13 protein-coding genes are annotated in these 19,743 nt (G+C 35.6%); 3 read left to right on the top strand and 10 right to left on the bottom strand.

The features are described 5' to 3' along the window. Positions 1 to 126: 126 nt before the first annotated feature. The 7 genes from M0D58_RS12910 to M0D58_RS12880 form a co-directional block, all read right to left on the bottom strand. Positions 127 to 1,032 carry a GYDIA family GHMP kinase gene (locus tag M0D58_RS12910; RefSeq protein WP_248390054.1) on the bottom strand — a complete coding sequence of 302 codons (906 nt, stop codon included), beginning with the start codon at positions 1,030 to 1,032 and terminating at the stop codon, positions 127 to 129. 11 nt (positions 1,033 to 1,043) lie between these two features. Continuing rightward, positions 1,044 to 1,919, bottom strand: a complete 876-nt coding sequence (gene fabD / locus M0D58_RS12905; protein ID WP_248390052.1) for an ACP S-malonyltransferase — start codon at positions 1,917 to 1,919, stop codon at positions 1,044 to 1,046. Positions 1,920 to 1,989: 70 nt separating this feature from the next. Next, entirely contained in the window at positions 1,990 to 3,927 is a 1,938-nt protein-coding gene (locus M0D58_RS12900; protein ID WP_248390050.1) for a LysM peptidoglycan-binding domain-containing protein, read from the bottom strand. Between the two features lie 37 nt (positions 3,928 to 3,964). Then, entirely contained in the window at positions 3,965 to 5,551 is a 1,587-nt protein-coding gene (gene bshC, locus M0D58_RS12895; protein WP_248390047.1) for a bacillithiol biosynthesis cysteine-adding enzyme BshC, read from the bottom strand. A 12-nt stretch (positions 5,552 to 5,563) separates the two neighbouring features. Next, positions 5,564 to 7,501, bottom strand: a complete 1,938-nt coding sequence (locus tag M0D58_RS12890) for a putative porin (RefSeq protein WP_248390043.1) — start codon at positions 7,499 to 7,501, stop codon at positions 5,564 to 5,566. 122 nt (positions 7,502 to 7,623) lie between these two features. Beyond that, a complete protein-coding gene (locus M0D58_RS12885; protein ID WP_248390041.1) occupies positions 7,624 to 9,087 on the bottom strand; it encodes a RagB/SusD family nutrient uptake outer membrane protein in 1,464 nt (487 codons plus the stop codon). Between the two features lie 11 nt (positions 9,088 to 9,098). After that, complete coding sequence (locus M0D58_RS12880) at positions 9,099 to 11,963, bottom strand: SusC/RagA family TonB-linked outer membrane protein (RefSeq protein WP_248390039.1); 2,865 nt, start codon at positions 11,961 to 11,963, stop codon at positions 9,099 to 9,101. A gap of 867 nt (positions 11,964 to 12,830) precedes the next feature. Between M0D58_RS12880 and M0D58_RS12875 the strand changes: the two genes are divergently transcribed. Genes M0D58_RS12875 through M0D58_RS12865 form a run of 3 tightly spaced genes read left to right on the top strand, consistent with a single transcriptional unit; the run spans position 12,831 to position 14,372 of the window. Beyond that, positions 12,831 to 13,082: a S8 family serine peptidase gene (locus M0D58_RS12875; protein WP_248390037.1), complete on the top strand. Its 252-nt coding sequence runs from the start codon at positions 12,831 to 12,833 to the stop codon at positions 13,080 to 13,082. After that, positions 13,052 to 13,735: a S8 family serine peptidase gene (locus tag M0D58_RS12870; RefSeq protein WP_345892717.1), complete on the top strand. Its 684-nt coding sequence runs from the start codon at positions 13,052 to 13,054 to the stop codon at positions 13,733 to 13,735. The genes M0D58_RS12875 and M0D58_RS12870 overlap by 31 nt, the downstream gene beginning before the upstream one ends. Before the next feature lie 10 nt (positions 13,736 to 13,745). Then, a complete protein-coding gene (locus M0D58_RS12865; protein ID WP_248390035.1) occupies positions 13,746 to 14,372 on the top strand; it encodes a T9SS type A sorting domain-containing protein in 627 nt (208 codons plus the stop codon). Positions 14,373 to 14,440: 68 nt separating this feature from the next. On the opposite strand, the gene M0D58_RS12860 is transcribed toward M0D58_RS12865, so the two are convergent. Genes M0D58_RS12860 through M0D58_RS12850 form a run of 3 tightly spaced genes read right to left on the bottom strand, consistent with a single transcriptional unit; the run spans position 14,441 to position 19,697 of the window. Next, positions 14,441 to 15,247: a DUF4843 domain-containing protein gene (locus tag M0D58_RS12860; protein WP_248390033.1), complete on the bottom strand. Its 807-nt coding sequence runs from the start codon at positions 15,245 to 15,247 to the stop codon at positions 14,441 to 14,443. Positions 15,248 to 15,261: 14 nt separating this feature from the next. Continuing rightward, entirely contained in the window at positions 15,262 to 16,812 is a 1,551-nt protein-coding gene (locus M0D58_RS12855; RefSeq protein WP_248390031.1) for a RagB/SusD family nutrient uptake outer membrane protein, read from the bottom strand. A gap of 14 nt (positions 16,813 to 16,826) precedes the next feature. Beyond that, the gene (locus tag M0D58_RS12850) at positions 16,827 to 19,697 is read right to left on the bottom strand and encodes a SusC/RagA family TonB-linked outer membrane protein (protein WP_248390029.1); all 2,871 of its coding nucleotides are present in this window, start codon (positions 19,695 to 19,697) and stop codon (positions 16,827 to 16,829) included. Positions 19,698 to 19,743 lie beyond the last annotated feature (46 nt).

The following is a 19,743-nucleotide window of genomic DNA, read 5'->3' as shown; positions in this document are numbered from 1 at the left end:
TTACTTATATTTTCTATTTCTTTTTTGGGTTTAACAAAATTAATATTAATTAATTGTTAAAAGTGGTTTAAATATAATGATATAAGTCAGAATGGCAAATAAAAAAACAACTTTATAATCTATTGATTACAAGCTTATTATATCCGACCATTCAAAAATAGTGTTAAAATCTTTTCCCCAAAAATAGTCCTTAAAGCCGTCAAATTTTGAGCTCATTACAAAATCTCCGCCCCATGCGCCCAAACTTTTAACAAAAACAGGACAATCTGCGAAAAAACGGCCTTTAACTGCAGGAATTTCAAGAAAATCCGATATTTTTTGCTCATGAATCAACATTAGTTCAGAAAAATTTTCCAATTCTTTGCATAACAAAATTTTTCTTGTGAGATCCGAAAATTCATCAACGAGTTTTTGTGACTTATTTTTTGACTTGTATAAATTGATTCCTTCCCGGCTGTCCTGCTTCTGATTCAGATGAATAAAAATAAGCTCATTTTTAAATGAAGGATTGAAATTTACCTTTTCATATTTTATCTCCGGTTTATTCTGATAAAGCACCGCAGATCTCTCTTTTGCCACGGCAATATCATAACCGCTTCCGCCAAGACTTATCGTATTTAAGGTAAAAGGATTTATACCCGCCCATTCGGCAAGGTTGTTCATTAAAGTAGAACTGCTTCCCAGTCCGTAGTCTGCCGGAAACTGAAGATTCGTTGTAAGGTAATAGGTAAAATTACTTTTAAATTTAGTTTGAGAAAGTAACTGAACATTTTTTAATGTTTTTAAAATGAATTCAGCACTTGCGGGAATATTGGTTTCCACGATCTGCCAGTTTTTATAATCGATGACCGCTTTTAACCAAGGTTTGTTCTGATGGTAAGCTTCCCAGAAAACAAGGCATTTCCCATCTTTTTCTTCTTTAAAAGAAAACTCTTGTCCCAGCCTGGTAGGTACCGCTAAGACAAGAGCTCCGTCCATTGCGAAATATTCTGAAGTAAGCATCAGCTTTCCCGGTGAAAATATCTCGCCCATGATTGTATTTTTTAGACTGCAGACGCAACATCAACAGTGCTGTCTATTTTTTTGATCAGTCCCTGTAACGTTTTTCCCGGGCCTACTTCTACAAAGTTAGTGGCACCATCTTTAATCATATTCTGAACCGACTGCGTCCATTTTACAGGACCTGTAAGCTGTGCAATCAGGTTTTTCTTAATTTCATCCGGATCAGAAACTGCTGTTGTAGTAATATTCTGATACACAGGAATGGTGGCTTTTCTGAATTTTGTCTGCTCAATCGCAGCGGCAAGCCTTTCTTGTGCAGGTTGCATCAAAGGAGAGTGGAAAGCTCCGTTTACAGGCAATAATAATGCTCTTTTTGCTCCTGCTTCTTTTAATTTTGCACATGCTTCTTCAACGGATGCTGTTTCACCTGAGATCACCAATTGTCCGGGACAATTGTAATTGGCAGGCACAACGATCCCGTTGATCTGGGAACATATTTCTTCTACTTTGGCATCTTCAAGGCCAAGGATTGCAGCCATAGAACTCGGATTGGCATCACAAGCTGCCTGCATGGCTTTTGCTCTTTCAGAAACCAGTTTCAAACCGTCGTCAAAAGATAAAACACCATTGGCAACCAATGCGGAAAACTCTCCTAAGGAGTGCCCTGCAACCATTTCTGCTCCAAGACCGTTCACTGCTTTTAATGCAGCTACGGAATGTATAAAAATTGAGGGTTGAGTAACTTCGGTTTTCTTAAGATCATCATCCGTTCCGCTGAACATGATAGAAAGGATATCGAATCCTAAAATTTCGTTGGCAGATTCCATCAGATCTTTGATGTCTTTTCTAGAATCATACAATTCTTTTCCCATTCCTACGAACTGAGAACCCTGCCCGGGAAACACAAGTGCTTTCATCTATTAATTTAAATATTTTTGCAAATATAAATATAATGTTAATAATATTCTCCAGAAGTAATCAGATGATTTACGGAACCAGTCTGATGACACGATATCCCGTATTCACATAAGCTCCGTTTGCTTTTGATTTCACAAACTCAAACTTGGTCGCCAGCTGTGTCTGAACTTTATTTATTTGTTTAAAAATCTCACCTTTTTTGTTTTCACGGGTCAGCATATCGTTAACGACATCAAAACCGATGATGGCATATTTTGGAGGCGTTTTGCAGTATTTACTTTTATAGGCTGCCAGGATTTCCTTTTCAAAATTTCCTTCCGTATTGATTTTTCTGTCCATGAGATAAACCAGGTTTGCCAGAGCAAGATCATCTACTTTTTTCTCAAATGCAGGAACATAATGCATACTGAACGCTTTTACGCCCTGAACTTCTTTAGACAATGCAATAACCCTGTTGGCAAAAGCTTCACCGGTTGCATCGTTGTCACTTGCAAGAATAGCAATTACGGGAGCCGACTGCCCGGTCATCATATTTTGGTCAAGCTGAATATCCGAAGCGGAGGTTACAATAGTAACGTTAGGGTTCTTCAACATTTTCTCAAGGCCTGCTTTTATGTAGTTGGCATTTTCCTTTTTAGAATCAGCAAGGACATATATTTTCTGATCAGAATAAGCGGCTTTAACCTCTTCTACAATTTTATCAGCATAGGTCTGATCGTTTGTCTCAATGATAATAAGATTGCTGTAATTGTATAATTCCGGAGAATTGGCAAAAGGCGCTATAATCGGAATTTTTTGATTTTTTGTAAAGTCAAGGACATCTACCACATTCGACTTAAAAAATGGGCCGATAATAAGATCGGTATTATCCGGATTTATCTGTGTCAATGAATTCCTGAAAGATGCTTCATTTCCGGAATCTACGATTTTCACATCCAATTTTTGCCCGTTTCCGGCATTTCTTTCAATGGCAAGTTTTGCTCCGGTAAGGAAGTCAAGAGCCATTGTTCTGTATTGGGTTTCTCCGGTACTGTATCCGAAAGGTAACATTACGACAACGCTTAATGCATCTCCGTTTTTCTTCACATACGCAGGATCAAGCTTTTTAATTTTTAAAACCATTCCTGCTTTTAATCCACGGGATAATTCAGGATTTAATGCAATTAATTCATCAATAGAGATTCCGAATTTATTGACAATAGAAAATACCGTATCTCCCTGTTGGACAGTGTAGGTCACATAATCATCAGAGGCAGTATTGCTGTTTTTTGAGGAGATTTCGTTTCCGGAATCCATTTTTGCTTTTGAATTTTTTGTTTCTTCAAAAACATCTGCACCGGATGCATTTCCGTTTCCTGATTTTTTAACTAAAATTTTCTCGCCAGGTTTCAGACCTTTCTCTTCAAGTCCCGGATTTAAGGCGAAAAGCTCTTCTCTGGTAAGATTGAATTGCTTAGCAATTTTATAATAATTATCTTTCTGCTGAACAGTATATTCTCCTTCTGAAACTGTAACAGCAGGTTTTTCCACTGTCTTTTCATCAGATTTCGCTATTGAAGCTGAAGTTGTGGTCTGCTGGCCGGTTCCGTATTTTTTTATACTTTCAAGAGGCAGGGTAATTTCATCACCGATCTTCATATGAGATTCAAGATCGGGATTCAGTTTTCTGAGATCGGTTTCTGAAATCCTGTATTGTTTTGTAATTCCGTAAATGGTCTGTTTCGGCTGTAGAACAATTTTCCCCAGCTGTCCGCCAGTGGCAGGTTTTATAGGAACATTCATTTTTGATGAAGATCCCGTTTTATCGTTTTTAACCGTTAAAACTTCTCCGATTGCGATCTTACCATCCTTTACAGAAGGATTAAGCTTCAGCAATTCATCAACAGTAAGTCCGTATTTTTTAGCAATATTATAAGGAGTATCGCCTTTTACAACGGTGTGCAATTTCTGAGCAGACACCCCCAAAACCATGCATAAACTGGACAGAATAAAAAACCTCTTTATCATATTGGATCATTATATTTACAAAAATACTTCTTTAAAATTAAATGGCAAGAATTATTAATTTAGACTCGTCAATTTGCATTTCTTCTAAACAAGTCTCAAGCCATGCATTGCCGTGATCTGCAAAAAAGACACTGAAATTATATACTCTTTCCTGCCAGTTTTTGGAAGGATGTACATCCAGAAACAGATTTTCGAGTCTTTCAAGCATTTCTCTCTGCTTAATTTTTTCAGCATGAAGGAGTCTTTTTTTCATTCTTTTAAAAGATTTCATCTGGCGCACTTCTTCTGCTTTTACCATATTTCCAAAAGACTTTTCGGTGGTTTCCGCAACTGCTTTCAAGTCTGAAAACTGAAGCATTAGCTGGCTTTCTTTTTCTTCCAGAAATCTTAAGATCTTATTATCATCTAAGATTTTATTGTTGGTAATTGCCGTAAAATTCTGAAAAAAATCTTCTGTTTTTAATGCAAGCTTTTCAATTTTCCCTAATGTCTTTTGGTTTAGAAATAACATTGAATTCCTTGGAATCAGGATTGGAAACGGCAGATTAATTTTTTTGAAATAATCCTTCAGTTCCAGCCAGTACATGATTTCAGCATTACCTCCGATGTAAGCAAGATTGGGCAAAATCGTTTCCTGATAAACGGGACGCATTACCGCATTTGGGCTGAATTTCTCCGGGTTATTTTCCAGTTCTTCGAAAATTTCTTCTTTTGTAAACGTTTTATTTTTATCAACAATGATATATTGATTCCCGTCAAAATCAATCCTATCTCTGGTATCTGTAAGATAGAAAAGATTAATTTCCCGGGGATTGACCTGAACTTTACCATATTTTTCAGTTAAGAAATCTATTTTTTCCTTTGATTCTTTATACAAACTGAAATTCAAAAGCTCATCTTTAAATGTTTCTTTCATTTGTGTCTTCAGTTCCTTCGAATCTCCGTCAAGGATCAGCAAGCCAAATTCTGAAAACAGGCGATTGACCAATATCTGAATAGCCTGTGTTAAAGTATTGCCTGCTTTATAGGCTTCTTTCAGCATTAAAATCAATTCGGTTCCAAAAACAAAGTCTTTGAATTCTTTCTCAAATTCTGAAATGAAAAACGTATCACTTAAAGGAATTCTTCCTACCGCTCCACCGGATTTTTCATTAATTTCATAATACTTGTTCTCCGTTTTAAAATGATTGATTTCTGCAAAATCGTGATCTTCTGAAGCCATCCAATATACAGGAACGAAATTGAATTCCGGAAAACTGTCTTTTAAAAAAGAGCAAGTTTTAACAGTCTGCAAAATTTTATACACAAAAAAAACAGGTCCTGAAAAGAGATTCAGCTGATGTCCTGTGGTAATTGTAAATGTTTTTGTATGCCTTAGACTCTCTATATTTTGTTTTTGCTTCGGTGAAAGAGTAAGATCTGAAAGCTGTTTTTCCAATGCTGCAACAAGAATTTCTCTTTGCCCTGAAGTAAAGGAGCTCTGTTTTTCATGGATCTTCTTTTCAAAGTGAGATAAAGAAAATGTATTCTCTTCAAAACCTTCAATATTGTGATTTAAAAAATCCTTTACCAATTTCGGGATACTGACGATATCCTGAAAAGATATTTTGTTAATTGTTTTCAACCTGACTGAATTTTAGTTGAACAAATACCATACTATCCCGATATTCAACCTGAAATCATAAGTTGGATAACTTGGGAATGCATATGCTTTATTATGTGAAATTACGGTTCCTATTTGCTGGCCTTCGATGAAAAAGAACATTTTTTTAACTTTCATATTAAAATAAACGTCAGCAATTGGCTGTCCGCCAATCGAAAAAGAGCCTGCTCCCGGCAGAATATATTCATTAAGAATCGGGAAATATTCTCTGGAGGCAAATTTTGAGAAATAATAGACTTTTATACCGGTCTGTATTTCGGCTGCATTTTTAAATGCTTTCGCCTGATAAAAGAAATTGACACGTCCGATAAATCCCGGCAACGGCAGAAGATCTTTGTTTGTGAGCACGTTCTGGAACTGCAATCTTGTATTTAAATGAAAATTTCGGTAGCTGAATGTTGCATCACCTCCGATCTGGGAAATATTCACGGAGCTTCCGCTTTGCTTAGGCATCGCTGCCATATCAAAATAAGTGTAGTTTTCAATTCTGAAATAATTAGCAAATAATTCGGTTTTGAACCATTTCAGATTGAGACTTCCGCCGGCTTCCATTACCGTCTGGTTTTTTGCATCCTGAAAATAGTAATTGAAATTATTATAAATTGAAGTATTCAGAAGATAATTAAATGAGGGGTATGCTGTCTGAAAATTAAGTTTTGCATTAACAAAATAATCTTTTACCGGCTCGAATTTCAGACTGTTTGCCGTTCTCAGATAACTTCCAAACTGTGTTCCGTTGGAAAATTCCAAAAATGAATTGAGCTGAAATTTATCAAACAACCTGATCTGCAAATTTCCTACAGCCCCAATCCTGTTTTCTTTGATTTCCGTAGGAATTTCGAGCAAAGGCAGAACGACCTGGCTTGAACCTAACTTCAGCATTTGATACCGGACTCCCGCATCAAGCTTAAATTTTTCATTATCCCAAACCAAGCTTACTGTATTGCTGAAATTATCTGAATATTTTTTTGATGACAAAGGACCGTCTGTAACAAGCTGTTGTGGCGCCTCATACCAAAATGCTTCCGGCGTGTTCTGGGTATAGTAGTACTTATTTCCCTGATGAGAAATGGTATGTCTAATTTTAAAAGGAATTTTCTCAGAATTAAAAGGGGCAAATTGATGCGTCAGATAATATCTGCGGTACGAAAACTGAGAACTGGAGGATGCCAAATTTACCTGCATATTCTGTCTGTTTCTGGAGTCACTGTTGCCATTCTGGAAAAGGCTGTCTACTGCAATCCCCCCATTTTCCTGGTTATTAACATTCTGATGGAGATAATGGGCAAACAATTCATAATTTCCGCTTTTGGAAACATAGTGGCCGGTAAACAGGGTATTATTATTGGAAGCCAGGGAGTTCCTATATACTCCCTGAGATCTTAACCCACTATATTCCAAAGAAAAATTAAATCTTTTCCCGATATTCTGAGTATAGGTAGATTTTAGAGCCGCCCCGTTTTTCATGGCATTGTGGTAAATGAATGTTGCTGTGGGGGTTTTTACATCGTAATAGTGAATATCATTAATGCCCAGTATACCATAAGACTTGTTGGTTGGTAAAAGTGCCAGGTTTTGTTCAGGATTTAGCTCATAAGAGAGTGGGTTGAATCCCGCTCCAATATTAGCAACCTGAACTCTCCCGAAGTTGTCCCTGTTGTTGTATTGCGAAAAGATATAGGTTTTGTCAAAAGTCATTACCGTATCAAATACTTTTTTTTCTGCAAATTGTGTTTGATATAAATAATCATTGATGGTAGGCTTAAATATTTTTAGGGAATCTTTTGTTCCTGAATCAATGACCAGGGTATCTTCTCCATTCTTAGAAAGCTGGTTTGCATCGGTCTTATTTTTGACCTGAGCGTTTATGGTAAGGCTGAAGAAGAGTATGATTGAAAGTATATACTTCATGTGTTGATTTTTATACAAAAATGCAAGTGCAGATTTGGTAAGGCAAAAATAAGAAATAATGGGGAATAAAAAACCCGCACTTAAAGTACGGGTTTAAAAAAGATTATTGCATTAAATTGATATTAATAGCCAGGGTTTTGCTTCATATTAGGATTTAAGTTTATTTCAGATTGAGGAATCGGCAACTGCCACCTGTAATCTGATGATTGTAAATTAACTATACTTGCTCCAGGACCAGTTCCAGTACCATCTACATTTGGTCCGAATGCAGATCTATTAACAGGAAGTCCTAATCTCTTTAGTGTCCAAAATCTATCATTTTCGAAAGCTAGTTCAAGTCTTCTTTCAGAATAAATGGCATTTAATAATGCAGTTCCGGTTTCTGTACCAGGAGTATATGGTGAATACCTTTGTCCTCTTAAAATATTCAACAATTGCAAAGCCCGTCCTGCGTTTGGTGTTGATGATTTCATATATGCCTCTGCTGTATTTAAATATACTTCAGCCGTTCTTATAAATTTAACATTAACAACCTGAGCGGTGGAAGACCCTGTTCTTGTTCTATATTTTATTATATGATTATAAGGTGTTCCCGCATAATTTGCTGTAAGCAGATATCCTGTTTTTCTTATATCTGAAATTCCCGTTGGTGAATATTTAAGAAATAAGTCGTAATTAACATTATATTCAGACCTAATACCAGATGCATTCTGATTATAACATACTCCTACCGTCATATTATCAGTATTTACATTTCCATTTAATAGCGAAAGAAGTACTCCGTCTGTATTTGCATCCGTCCATATGCCCGCAAAATTTGTTCTTGCCCCAACAGACGAAGAGTTTGTTATAACATATTCTCCATAAGTAATGGCATTTGCATAATCACCCATATATAAATACACTCTATTCAAAAGAGCTGCTACTGACGTCTTATTAAATCTTCCGATACTACCATTAGATGTATTAATATTATTATATGCAAATAACAAATCTGCGATTACTTTATTATAAGAATCCGTTACAGTTGCATCTCTACTTGGCTTCTGAAAAGGATCAAATACGGTAATATATGGTATTCCCATAGAAGTTGAAGCACTACCATCTTGAGTAGGAATTTTACTATACGCTCTTAACACTTCAAAATGCATTGCACCTCTTATTGCTTTTGCTTCTGCCTCAATATTTTTCATAAAAGCTGTATAAGGTATTTTGTTCAAATTATCAAGCACAAAGTTTGCTCTTGAAATTGCAAAATAAGAATCACTAAATAAAGCTGTTGCTCCACCGGATGTTCCGTTATAACTCCACTGATATTGACTGGTATTTGTTAATCTGCCTTGAGGATTTAGTATTAAGTTATCTGCCAAAACGTCAGCTAGTATTAAGGCATTACCATTATCTCCATCGAAAATATTTTTCATTGCATCATAGGCACCATCAGTAAGTGACCTAAATGATGATTCTGACTGTGTTACAGAATTTGGATTATCCAAGTAATTTGGTTCTACATCAAAGTGTTCTTCGCTACACGATACCAATAACAATAAACACGAAAGAGCACTTATTTTAAATATATTTTTCATTTTATAATTTTTTAAAATTCTACATCAATTCCAAATAAAAATGTTTTTACCTGAGGATAACTATAAAGAGCATATGCTCCACTAATAAATGTACCCCCAGATACATTTTGTGTTTCACCAGATCCTACTGATACTTCAGGATCTCCTTCAAATTTTGTCCATGTTGCTAAATTTTGAGCAGTTACAGAAAGTCTTAGCTTTTTAAGCGGATTATTTTCTCCTAAGAATTTCCTATCAAAAGTATAACCCACTGTTAGGTTTCTAAATCTGATATATGAACCATCCTGTAAAAATCTATCGGAAGTTTGAAGACCAGTTAAACCGTTAGGAGCAGCTCCGGGTTTTGGTAAACTTGCATTTGTGTTTTCCGGAGTCCAGAAATCAATAGCGTCGGTTCTAAGATTATTATTTCCTCCGTTATCTGAATCCAGCATATTTAAAGCCATGTAGTTGTATATATAATTTCCATACTTGAAATTAAAATCTGCATTTACATCAAAGTTTTTATATCTGAATGTTGTTCCAAATCCTCCATAACCTTTCGGCAAGGGTGACTTTCCTGAAAGCGCAACTTGATCATTAGGACTATAGTTCTCAGTTATATTTCCATTAATATCATAATATTGTTCATTCCCGTTCAAAGGATTTACTCCTGCACTCCTCACAAGATAAAACACAAAAGGCTCCTCTCCTTCTTTCAGCATGTTAATACTCCCTACAACTCTTTGACTTTCAAGATCGCCTCTCAATTTATTAAGCTTGTAATCCAAAAGGGAAATATTTGCTCTTAGAGACCAATTAAAGTCTGTAGTTTTAATCACATCTCCATTCAAAGAGAATTCCCAACCTTTATTCTTCATATCACCCGCATTAATAGAAGTTGCATATCCTCCTCCTGTATCTCCTACATTAGGTATTGACAAGATAAAATCCTTTTTACTATCTATAAAATAGTCAACAGTACCACTTATTCTATTTTTCAATATCGAAAACTCTGCTCCATAATTTTGTGACTTTGTGACTTCCCATTTTAGATCAGGATTCCCTTGAGTTGCAGATGGAGATAAGGTTGCAAAGTTATTTGGCGTATTAAGTCCTCCATATGCTGATCCTACAATTAACGGTTGATTTATGAAAAGAGGAATATTATTATAACCCCTAGTTCCCCAGGAAGCTCTTAGTTTTAGATTATTAATATATGTATTATCCTTTAAAAATGTTTCTTTAGTAACATTCCACGCTACACTGGCTGACCAAAAAACATCTGACCAAACATTATTAGCTCCAAATCTAGAATCGGCATCTCTTCTTGCTGAACCGGTTACAATATATTTTTTCATATAATCATAACTTGCCAATATACCATATCCAAACAGTCTTCTTTCTCTACTAAATCCGGTTGTAGAAAAAGGTGTAGAGGTGTTCGATACTTCAGATAATATCGGAGAAGAAAAATTTCTCCCCACAGCATTCACTCTATCTAATTTGAAATTAACATATTCAGCAAGTGCAGTTGCTTCAACATTATGCACTTCGCCGAAGGTTTTACTAAAAGTAAGTAAATTTGTGAATGTGTAATTAAATGAATTCTCAAGTGTTTTTGAAGCTTGTCCATTAATCCCTAGTACTTGATCTAACACTGATCCTCTAAGAATTCTATAATCATATGTATATGCATCAAAAACTCCGGAACCTTGTATTTTATATGTTAAGTATGGTAATATTTTATACTGTGCAAAAATATTAGCATCAATAATAACATCAGAGTTATACTCTGGATTATTCTTTAAAGCTTCTAATATAGGAAACCCCTGAAATGTATTGTTAAAACTTCCATCTGGATTATAAACAGGTTCGTATGAATTATAGTCATACATTGCTCTAAAAGGATTCTGAACATTATTTCTATCCCTAGGATCTTGTGTTCTTCTATAAGAAGCACCAACACCAACACCAAAATCAAGCTTTTCATTTATCTTTCCGTTGTATTTGAATCTACCAGAATATCTTTTGAAAGCATTTAAATATTGAACTATACCATTATCATTGTCATAACTTAATAATAAAGAATAATTGCTTTTATCATTTCCTCCTTTAATACCAACATTATGGCTCTCAATAAATGATCTTCTAAGAATATCTTTTTGCCAATTATGATCCTGACCCAAAGCGTCATTTATTTCCTGTTGATCTGGCCAATCATAATAGCCAGCAACCGTTCCTAAAGCAGCAACTTTTTGCTCATAAGCAATTTTTTCTGCCGCATTCATCATTGTAAAGTTTATATCCTTGATTTTCTCCGAAAATCCAAACTGAGCAGAGTATGAAACCGTAGTTCTACCTCTACCATTCTTGGTTGTAACTACTATCACTCCATTAGCTCCCTGCGATCCGTAGATAGCTGCAGATGCAGCATCCTTAAGCACTGACACATCTTCAATATCTCCCGGCGGGATAGAATTTAAAAGAAACTGCGCTGTGTCATTATTTCCTACGACATTTCCGTCAATAACGATTAAAGGAGAGCTAGCTCCAGATGTGGTTGTAACATTCCCTAACCCTCTTATATTAATATTAGCACCAGAGCCCGGTTTTCCTGAATAAGATGTGATATCTACACCTGGACTTTTTCCCTGCAGTATATTTGTTACTGTAGTAATAGGAGAATATCTTTCCAATGTTTCAGATTTAATGCTTGAAACAGCAGAAGTTACAACATCCTTGTTTTTTTTGGTATACCCTACAACAACAACTTCTTCTATGTCTTTAACTTTAGTTGCCGTATCCTTTTTTTGATTAGTTTTTTGCGCCAAAAGCATCTGCCCTCCTACAAAGAACAAAACACCTGCACTTAATACACGTAATTTCACATTCATATTAACAAATTTTAATATTTAATGGGACAAATATGTTAATAAATATTAAAATCACCAAACCAAATAAAGTTTCAACTAATTGAATTACAGTATTTTATATTAACCTAAATACTATGTTTTAATTCAAAATATTAATTCATAATAATTTTTTGAGAAAAAAATTTTCGTGAAAAAAAATTATGGATGTACTAATTTTTAGGAAAAAAATTATTTAGAATTATTCTAAATTTATAAAGCATAGTTAATCAATGAAATAGAAATACTTTAAAATTATACAAATAATATTATTCTAATCGAAGCTTGCCTGAAACATTGAGATTAAAAGGAATAATTCATTTTTCAGAAATTTGATAGAGATTTTACTCAAATTAAAAGTTGATAAAATACCATCTACCATGATTTAAAAAATGTTAAAGAAAATTAAGATCTCATTTTTTTTCTTGAGAGTTTTTCTATAAAGTCCTTAGTTTTTATATTTTTAGACTATATAAACACATCTATATGAAAAACGGGAAATTATTACTTTTTACTGCAGTTTCGTGGTTCTTCACGCTCCATGGCCAAACCGCCGATGAGCGAAAGGAAATTTCAAATCAGTCTAATAAAACGCTAATATACTATTGCAACATAGATTTAATATTGAACAATCCCAACGCAATTTGCGATTATCACGATTTTTAAATCAGAATCCCGGGGTACTCAAAAAAAATCAGCCAACCAAACTTCGGAGTCCGAGAGCTCGTTGATGTTTTACCTAATGGCGAATATATTTATGCCCAAACTGATAATGCAGGTGTTTCGATCACCGCAATAGCCAATAAGCTTTATAGTGGCGGCAGCTTAGGCCTTAATATCCAGGGACAAAATATGATTGCAGGCGTATGGGATGGCGAAAGTGCCCGGACTACACATCAGGAATTTGTGGTCAACGCAACCTCTAAGCTTACCAATATGGATGGAGCCACAAATATAGATCATGCTACCCATGTTACCGGAACTATTTGTGCACAAGGTATTCTATCAACTGTAAAAGGTATTGCATTCAACGCTTCAGTACTTAATTACGATTGGAATGATGATCTTTCTGAATACTTTCACAAGCAAGCTCAGGATTATTAACATCCAATCACTCTTATGGCTTTGGTTCTTTAAGCAATATATGGTTTTACGGTGCCTACGACTCGAGGGCACAAACATTTGATGAGATCTGTTACAATAATCCGTATTACTTACCGGTAGTTTCAACTGGTAATAGCAGAAATGACACCTCCTCTCCAGGATCTGTTCAAATTGCCAACAAAGGAGGATATGATTTAATCTTCGGGCATGGAAATGCAAAGAATGTAATGACTGTTGCCGCTGTGAGTGAAGTTTCTAATTATGTTGATGAATCTAGTGTAACGATGTCTACCTTCAGCAGCTGGGGACCATCGGACGACGGTAGAATAAAACCGGATATTTCTATGAAGGGTGTAGGTGTAAGGTCTACACTAAGCACCTCTAATACAGCTACAGGTCTTTTATCCGGAACAACTATGGCATCTCCCGGAATTACAGGAATTGTTTTACTATTGCAACAGTATTACAAGCAACTTTATTCCAACTATATGAGATCTGCTACTGTAAAAGGATTAATATTACACACAGCAGATGAAGCGGGATATTGGGCTGGCCCGGACTACGAATATGGATGGGAATTGGTAAATGCAGAAAAAGCCGTCATAGCTATACGAGACAAAAATTCTGCAACTTCTACAAAAAAGCGTACTTGATGAGCTTTCTTTGAGCAACGGCGCTACCTATACAAAAACAATTACCGCAAGCGGTGCATCTCCTTTGAAGGTTTCAATTTCCTGGACATATCCTCAGTCTTCATTTACGAATTCCGGGACTGTAGACCCATCTACCAAATACCTGGTAAATGATCTGGATATAAAAATCACAAAAGATGGTGTAAATTACTATCCATGGAAAATGCAGGGTATGTCTATACCATTCAATAATGTAACGAATACAGGAACTAATGATGCGGATAATTTTGAAAGAATAGACATTAACAATCCTTCAGGAACATATACAATAACTGTTACCCATAAAGGAACATTAACTGGGGGCAGTCAGAACTTTTCTCTAATAGCAACAGCCGAGTCTTTAAGTACTTTAAGTGTAGGAGAAACTCAACAAAAAGAAGTAACACAGTTTTACCCAAATCCTACCAAGGATTATATTTATATCAATGAAACTAAAAGTAATTTGAAAGTTACGGTTTATGATGTATCAGGAAAAATGGTTTTAAATAGATCACTGACAAATAACAGACTTGACGTAAGCAGCTTAGAAAAAGGGAATTATGTTGCGAGCTATATAAGCAAAAAGAGGATAAAGAGTTTTAAATTTATTAAGGAGTAGCTGCCTCCATCAAACAAAAAAATCCGTCCCACTTGTTGTGAGACGGATCTATTATAATGAATTATATCTTAATTTTTAATTAAAACAAATTGATTATTAAGTGCCGATCCGGCAGCTCCTTGAAAATCAAGATCATTGATATTTATAGCACCAGTACAGAAATTAACTGTTCCACTACCAGTTATATTTAGAGTTCCTGTTGAACCACCATAGTTAAACGGTTCGTTTGAAGCTACTGCAATACTTCCATCAGTATTAACAGTTACAAGCATATATGCCGTACTAAAGTTTGTAATATATGGGTTATTGCTCGCCAATATCTTGAATTGGTTAGGCAATGGTCCCTGTTGTAAGACCACTGTATCTCCTGGTTCATAATCCGCCCAAGTATCAGTTACAACTGTATAGTTTCCAGAAAAAGGAGTGATGCTAAATTCACAAGCCTTAGTATATCTTAAGATATAAGTCTGGTCGAAAGTAGCATTCGCAATTGATGAAGACTGCAATTTAAATACAATTACTTTAGGCTCAACAGTTGCAGTTGCTTCAAGAAGCTTAACCTGAAACTGACCTCCAATCTGACCTGCGTTTACTGTAACTTCAGGATTCAAAATCTGAAAATCTGTTCCTTGAACGGCTGTAGAAACTGTATTATCTACTACCAGCTTCACTTGAGCTGCACCTGATAATGCCTGAATCGTACCAAAATCGATAGTAACAGTTGTCGATCCAGTATTTTGTCTCACAACAGCTTCACCGCTTGTACCCTTATTGAAATGCAGGAAGGGCTGACCATCATATACCTCTGCCTCATCTTTACAACTGTTAAGCAGGAAGATAAAAGAGGCCAATATTAAAAATGCAATTTTTTTCATAAGTTTTGTTAAAATTAATTATAACCAGGGTTTTGTTGAACATTAGGATTAGCATTAATCTCATCCAACGGAATAGGAAGTGATGTGAATCTGTAATCACTAGCAGGCAGCGTTAATGGTAATGTCTGATTATCATCATCATACTTATCTCTGTCTATACCTACACCTGCAGCTACACCCATTCTTTTTAAATCTAAATAACGGTGTCCTTCAAAACAAAGCTCTCTTCTTCTTTCTAAAAGAATATCAGCATAAGCCTGCTGAGGAGAAGTATAAGTAATTGTTGCAGCTAAGCCACCTTTAGATCTATTTCCTCTAATTGTTCTGATTCTAGTAGCAGCAGTCGCCAGATCACCTTCACGAACAGCAACCTCAGCTAAGATGAAATACATTTCAGATAATCTGAACATCTTGATATCATTTCTCAATTGAGTTGTTGCAGGAACGTTAGCAGGGGTTTTCCCCGGATACTTGTTAATGACAATCACATCATCCTCTCTAGGATTTGGTCCATTAGGATAAAAATTATCAAATACAGATGATGGATCAACAAAAGCGTCCTTTCTAATATCATCTCCCGGAATTTGGTTGTTGATTAAGGAATAGAGTTTTCTACTCATATCAAAATTTACCGATCCGTTAATATCTGTAGAGTTGGTTGTAAATAAACCTGCAATGTTTGACCATGAACCTACAGCACTATTAGGTCTGGATAGAGACCATAAAATTTCACCTCTAGTAGTGTCCTGCCACATTGTAACGTAACCAGTTCCTGTGCTAGCAGGCTGAAGTGTTAAACCACTGGTAGTAATTGCTGTTGTTGCATTTAGCTTTGCATTGGTATTATCACCTCTATAGTTATAATATCTTGCTGCTATAGCATGGATAGCAGGTTTTTGCAAATAATGCTGTGCTAACAGTAATGATCCACCTGCTGATACACTTGTAGTAGAAAAATTGGTAAGCGCATACTGCAGATCTGATTCAATTAAAGCAAAAACCTCTGAATTTTTTACTCTCGGTAATTTTGTATTCAATATATCAGCCGGTTCAGTACTTAACATTACTCCTAAAGCATTTGGATCTTTCATATCCGTAGAGAAGTAAGACTCTAAAGTTGTGTACGCATACGCTCTGATTGCTCTGGCATGAACTAAAATAGCAGTATATAATGCTTTATCACTTGCATTAAGATTGTTATAATTGATCAATTTACTACCATTTAAAAGAATATTCACTTTATTGATGATATTATAATTGCTCGCCCAAATTCCGGCAACATCTCCAGTAGTTGAGTTTAAAACCCATCTATGTGTCTGGATATCTGTGGTACTAACCCCAGCAGGACCATATCCTACCTCATCAGTAAAAATTGATGTGAATGATATCTCATTCAACGGATCAACAGAAGTATATACGCTTCCATTCAGAAACAACTTCATATCATTAACAGTCTGAAACGCTGTTGCTTGATCATTTATTTCACCATCCTGAACGATATCTAGCGCATCACTACACGATGTCATTACTAAAAATACTGATAGTATATAAAATATTTTTTTCATTTTCTTAATTTAATTTAAAAATCAACTTTTACTCCTAATGTATACATCCTTGGATTCGGATAAATACTTAAACTCGACCCAACCAAAGGTTCAGGATCGAAACCTCTCCATTTTGTCCATGTAAAAATGTTTTCAGCCTGAACATATATCCTAAGACCCGTAATAGGCATATTTCTTAACATTTCTTTGTTCAATTGATATCCAATTGTTGCAGATCTTATCTTAAGGAAAGATGCATCTTTTACGAAATAATCTGAATCCGCTGTATAATCCCAATTGGTAGCTCTTAGGCTTGGAGTATCACTATTTGGGTTTTGAGGATTCCATGCATCTAACAAGTCTGTTGATAAGTTACCTGAACCTACTGCATTAGATCCTAATCCAACTGGATTTGCTAACCAATACAATGCGTTATCAAATTTTTTCACACCTTTTTGGAATGTAAATAAAGCGTCAAAGAAGAAACCTTTGTACGATGATTCAAAGCCAAAACTTCCTGCATACTTAGGAACAGTACTAACTTCTAAATACTGAGCGTCACTAACATCTGGTTTTTCTGTAACACCGCCATCTTTCGTGTAAAACAAAAGATTACCATTACTCTTGTTAACACCTGCATATTTGTATACAAACCATTCGAATAACTGACGTCCTGCAATAGTAGTTGTAGTTCCCGGTTCCGGATCACCATTAATTGTATAATCATTAATTTTGTTATCATTATAAGAACCATTTGCGAATATGCTAAATCTTATATCATTCTTATTAATAACATTATAACGCAATCCCAATTCAATACCCTTATTCGTCATTTTCCCGTTATTCCCTGACACGGAATAAGTTCCTGACACCCCTGAAACAGGAATAGAACTGAATAAGTTTGTTGTTACTTTGTTGTAGACATCAAGAGTTCCTTCTAATTTATTATTCAATAAGGTGAAATCTAACCCGATATTTGCCTGCGCCACATCTTCCCACTGTACCGTAGGATTACCATATCCGAAACCTGAACCTAATACGTTCCCGTAACCAGTCGGTGTCGTATACTGATCTCTTACAATAGTACTTGCAGTAAGTAATGGATTAGCTCCTGGATTACCGGCAAGGATATTTTGGTTACCATTAGTACCGTAAGAAGCTCTAAGTTTCAAGTTACTAAAAGTAGATCCTTCCATGAAAGATTCTTTATCAATATTCCATCTCCCCGCTACAGACCAATAAGTAGCCCATTGATTATCTCCGATAAATCTATAACTTGCATCTCTTCTTATTGTCCCACTAAAACCATATTTACCTGCATAATCATAATTTGTGGTTAAAAAGTATCCTAAAGTACCGGCAGTAATTCTTGATGCACCCACCGTTGGCAAGTAGTTAGTACCATCAAATGGCACATAACCAGTACCAGATCCAGGAACATATGTTCTTGGGTCAAGACCATTTTGATTTCTGGTAGTCGTTCTGTAATAAACTTTGTTATACTCTAAACTTGCCGTAGCATCTAAAGTATGTTCACCAGACTGACCGTTATATCCTACAGATACTACGTTATTGATACTTAAATCCCTTGTTGTAGTCTGTGTTTCATTACCAGTATAAGTGTTAGCTCCTCTGGTTGCCTGAGCCAAATAAGACCATGGCGCACGACCAGAGATTCTATCCCCTTGTCTGTAATCAACACCCAATTTGTTATTTAAGCTAAAATTCTTGGTGATACTGTAAGATGCTCCTAAGTTGCCCGTGATTGAAACTTGGTCAACAAAGTTAGGAAGATTCCCTTTAGTTAATAAATTTTCCAGTACATAAATATTGTTTCCATTATTAAAGTTTGTACCAATTGTATTAAATAAATCTGTCCCGTTAGCGTAAACACCAGGAGCTAGATATGGCAAACCTTGTAAAACTCCTAAAAGTGGGTTTTGCACAGAGTTGTTTCTAATTGCCGTACTGGTTTCCTCAAACAATTCATTTCTTCTAGAAAAAGCAAGACCAATCTGAGAATTTACTGTTAACTTTTCATCTTTTGATTTAGCTTGAATATTTGATCTAACAGTAAATCTTTTGAAATCGGTTGTTGGAACAGCTCCACCTTGCTCCATATATCCAAAAGAGGTATATGAATTAACAGTACTTCCACCTGCCGAAATAGCCACATCGTGAGACTGATACAATTCCGGCTTAAAAAATACATTTTTCCAGTCTGTATCAATTCCAGCTGCCTGACCAGCCAATGCTGTATCATAAGAAGACGTACCTGGGCCTAAACCATAATCTCTCATAATATCTAAGTACTGACTAGTATTAGCAAGTCTGTATTTATCCAATGGTCTTAGGGACATACCTGTCATACCAGTATATGAAACTTTAAAACCACTATTAAATCTTCCTCTCTTCGTTCTGATAACAACAACACCATTTGCTCCTCTGTTACCATAGATCGCAGTTGCTGCAGCATCCTTAAGAACAGTCATCGACTCAATATCGTTTGGATTCAAGTTTCTGTATTCAGAAGCATTTGAAGGTACATCATCAATAACAATTAATGCATCAGTATTACCATTAATTGAACTTGTTCCCCTAATAAGCAAGCTGAATTTAGCAGATCCCGGGCTACCTGATCCACCATTCATTAATACACCCGGAGCAGCTCCCTGTAATGTCGTTAATACATTGGTAGTTGGTCTATTTTCAAGAAACACATCTGCTACCGTATTTGACGCAACTGCTGAGTTCTTTTTTGTAATAGTTTTAGAATAACCTAGTACAACAACCTCTTCGATCTTTTGCTCCTTAACCGGCTGGGTCTTGGTAGAATCCTGAGCAAAAGCCAATTGTCCAGTGAAGAACAGCACGCCCGCCGTTAGCACACTTAATTTAACATTCATATTAACAAATTTTAATATTATTTCGTGCAAATATGTTAATAAATAT

Source organism: Chryseobacterium nepalense (assembly GCF_023195755.1).
GTDB classification, from domain to species: Bacteria; Bacteroidota; Bacteroidia; order Flavobacteriales; family Weeksellaceae; genus Chryseobacterium; species Chryseobacterium nepalense.
The sequence above is the reverse complement of the archived record's forward strand: the minus strand, read 5'-3'. Positions and strand labels throughout refer to the sequence as shown.

What these genes read in the sequence shown, in the direction of transcription:
- M0D58_RS12910 (WP_248390054.1), bottom strand. Translation starts at nt 1,032, where the DNA reads ATGGGCGAGATATTTTCACCGGGAAAGCTGATGCTTACTTCAGAATAT.
- fabD (WP_248390052.1), bottom strand. Translation starts at nt 1,919, where the DNA reads ATGAAAGCACTTGTGTTTCCCGGGCAGGGTTCTCAGTTCGTAGGAATG.
- M0D58_RS12900 (WP_248390050.1), bottom strand. Translation starts at nt 3,927, where the DNA reads ATGATAAAGAGGTTTTTTATTCTGTCCAGTTTATGCATGGTTTTGGGG.
- M0D58_RS12890 (WP_248390043.1), bottom strand. Translation starts at nt 7,501, where the DNA reads ATGAAGTATATACTTTCAATCATACTCTTCTTCAGCCTTACCATAAAC.
- M0D58_RS12885 (WP_248390041.1), bottom strand. Translation starts at nt 9,087, where the DNA reads ATGAAAAATATATTTAAAATAAGTGCTCTTTCGTGTTTATTGTTATTG.
- M0D58_RS12880 (WP_248390039.1), bottom strand. Translation starts at nt 11,963, where the DNA reads ATGAATGTGAAATTACGTGTATTAAGTGCAGGTGTTTTGTTCTTTGTA.
- M0D58_RS12875 (WP_248390037.1), top strand. Translation starts at nt 12,831, where the DNA reads ATGATTGCAGGCGTATGGGATGGCGAAAGTGCCCGGACTACACATCAG.
- M0D58_RS12860 (WP_248390033.1), bottom strand. Translation starts at nt 15,247, where the DNA reads ATGAAAAAAATTGCATTTTTAATATTGGCCTCTTTTATCTTCCTGCTT.
- M0D58_RS12855 (WP_248390031.1), bottom strand. Translation starts at nt 16,812, where the DNA reads ATGAAAAAAATATTTTATATACTATCAGTATTTTTAGTAATGACATCG.
- M0D58_RS12850 (WP_248390029.1), bottom strand. Translation starts at nt 19,697, where the DNA reads ATGAATGTTAAATTAAGTGTGCTAACGGCGGGCGTGCTGTTCTTCACT.